Raw genomic sequence first — 2,060 nt, 5'->3', positions numbered from 1 at the left:
GACACGCGGCGGCGGCCCGGCCGTCGTTCGGCCCGTCCCGCACCGGACGGGCCCGGCTCAGCGGCGTCCGCCGCGGAACCGGCCGAGCAGTGAGCGGGCCTTGGCCCGGTTGCGGGGGTCGGCGGCCGCCCTGCGTGCGGTGGCGATGTTCCGTCGGCCCTGCGGTGTGCGGCTGTACGCCTTCAGGCGTGCGAGCAGTCCGGCCATGATGTCCTCCCGGGCTGTGACCGCCATGGCGGCGGGGCGTCATCGGATGTCTCTCTGTCCGCCGCCTACCCCCGGTGGCCCGCCTGAAGCGGTCCGCTCCCGAACGGTTCCGCCGTATCCCGGTCCCGCCTGTGGCGGCATCAGCCGATTTGCTGCTTGATATGAGGGTAGACAGTGGTCCCGCGCGGTCCGGCGCGGTGACGGCGAGGAGAGGAGACGACGTGGCGTCGGACGACGCGGAGGGGGAGCGTCTGCTGGACGGGCTGCGGATCGACGAGGCCCGGCCCGAGCGGCCGGTGCTGCTCGACGAGCAGGGCGAGCCCCTGCGGACGTGGCAGGAGAACTACCCCTACCGGCAGAAGCTCGGGCGCAAGGTCTACGAGCGCCGGAAGCGCTTCCTCCAGATCGAGCTGCTCAAGCTTCAGAAGACGGTACGTGACGAGGGCCTGCGCGTGGTGGTCGTCTGCGAGGGACGGGACGCCGCGGGCAAGGGCGGCACCATCAAGCGCTTCACCGAACGCCTCAACCCGCGTGGCGCGCGCACCGTGGCCCTCGACAAGCCCACGGAGCGCGAGGCGGGCCAGTGGTACTTCCAGCGCTACGTGGCGCAGCTCCCCTCGGCGGGCGAGATCGTCTTCTTCGACCGCTCCTGGTACAACCGCGCCGGTGTCGAGCCCGTGATGGGCTTCTGCACCCCCGAGCAGCACCGCCAGTTCCTTGAGCAGGTCCCGCAGTTCGAGAAGATGCTCACCGATGACGGCATCCTGCTGATCAAGTTCTGGCTCTCGGTCTCGCAGGCCGAGCAGCGCACCCGCTTCGCGATCCGCCAGGTGGACCCCGTACGCCAGTGGAAGCTCTCGCCCACGGACGTGGCGTCCCTCGACCTCTGGGACGCCTACACCAAGGCCAAGGTGGACATGTTCCGGGCCACGGACACCCCTCAGGCGCCGTGGACGGTCGTCAAGTTCAACGACAAGCGCCGTGGCCGCCTCGAAGCGATCCGGCATCTGCTGCTGCTCATGGACTACGAGTCCAAGGACAAGGACGCGGTGGGCGAGGCGGACCCCCTCATCATCGGACCCGCCGACACCCTCCTGGAGGCGGGCGAGGACCCCACGGACCTGTCACCGAGCAGGATCGCCCACCGGGAACAAGGGCCGGGCCAGCACCCGTGACACCGGGCGCCCCTCCCGCGCGCGCGAGGGACAGGACCACTCGGCGCACGCGCGAAAGTGGGAAAGGACGCCGGGGCAGGCGTCTGAGGACGGCCGGTGCGGGAAGCCGACAGACATGGCTCTTCTCAGGAAACTCGCACGCCCGATGCTCGCGTCCGTCTTCGTCACCGGAGGCCTGAACACCCTCCGGAACGCCAAGGGCGTGGCACCCGTCGCCGAGCCCGTGGCGCTCCCCGTGGCCTCCCGTGTCCCGTGGCTGCCGGAGGACCCCGAAAGCCTGGTCCGCATCAACGCCGGGGTGCAGCTCGGTGCCGGTCTGATGCTGGCGACCGGACGGGTGCCGCGCGTCGCCGCGCTCGCCCTGGCCGCCACCCTGGTGCCGACGACCCTGGCCGGGCACGCCTGGTGGAAGGAGGAGGACCCCGAGAAGCGGGCCGCCCAGCGCACGCACTTCACCAAGAACCTCTCGCTCCTCGGCGGCCTGCTGATCGCGGCGGCCGACACGCACGGCAAGCCGTCGGTCGCCTACCGGGCCCGTGGCGCCGCCGCGGCCGGGAGCAAGGCCGCCCGCAGCGCCGGACACGACGCCGTGGAGGCGCTGAGCGGCGCGGCCGACTCGGTCCGCTCGATGTCGGGGAACGCCCAGCACGCGGTCGCCCGGCGCCTTTGACCCGAGCC

3 protein-coding genes are annotated in these 2,060 nt (G+C 71.9%); 2 read left to right on the top strand and 1 reads right to left on the bottom strand.

Annotated elements, in window-relative coordinates; all coding sequences use genetic code 11:
• Window positions 1-57: 57 nt before the first annotated feature.
• On the bottom strand, window positions 58-234 hold the full coding sequence (locus tag AB8Z36_RS36690) for a hypothetical protein (protein ID WP_369217716.1): 177 nt from the start codon (window positions 232-234) through the stop codon (window positions 58-60).
• A 134-nt stretch (window positions 235-368) separates the two neighbouring features.
• Here AB8Z36_RS36690 and ppk2 point away from each other — a divergent pair, with 134 nt between their 5' ends.
• Both ppk2 and AB8Z36_RS36680 read left to right on the top strand, forming a co-directional pair.
• Entirely contained in the window at window positions 369-1,382 is a 1,014-nt protein-coding gene (ppk2, locus tag AB8Z36_RS36685) for a polyphosphate kinase 2 (protein WP_440582101.1), read from the top strand.
• A 115-nt stretch (window positions 1,383-1,497) separates the two neighbouring features.
• Window positions 1,498-2,052, top strand: coding sequence for a DoxX family protein (locus tag AB8Z36_RS36680; protein ID WP_369217714.1), 555 nt, complete (start codon window positions 1,498-1,500; stop codon window positions 2,050-2,052).
• The last annotated feature ends 8 nt before the right edge of the window (window positions 2,053-2,060 follow it).

The organism is Streptomyces flavofungini, from assembly GCF_041028215.1.
Lineage (GTDB): Bacteria > Actinomycetota > Actinomycetes > Streptomycetales > Streptomycetaceae > Streptomyces > Streptomyces flavofungini_B.
The sequence above is the reverse complement of the archived record's forward strand: the minus strand, read 5'-3'. Positions and strand labels throughout refer to the sequence as shown.

Excerpts from the sequence above, each read along its gene's own strand:
- AB8Z36_RS36690 (WP_369217716.1), bottom strand. The coding sequence starts at position 234 with ATGGCGGTCACAGCCCGGGAGGACATCATGGCCGGACTGCTCGCACGC.
- ppk2 (WP_440582101.1), top strand. The coding sequence starts at position 369 with ATGAGGGTAGACAGTGGTCCCGCGCGGTCCGGCGCGGTGACGGCGAGG.
- AB8Z36_RS36680 (WP_369217714.1), top strand. The coding sequence starts at position 1,498 with ATGGCTCTTCTCAGGAAACTCGCACGCCCGATGCTCGCGTCCGTCTTC.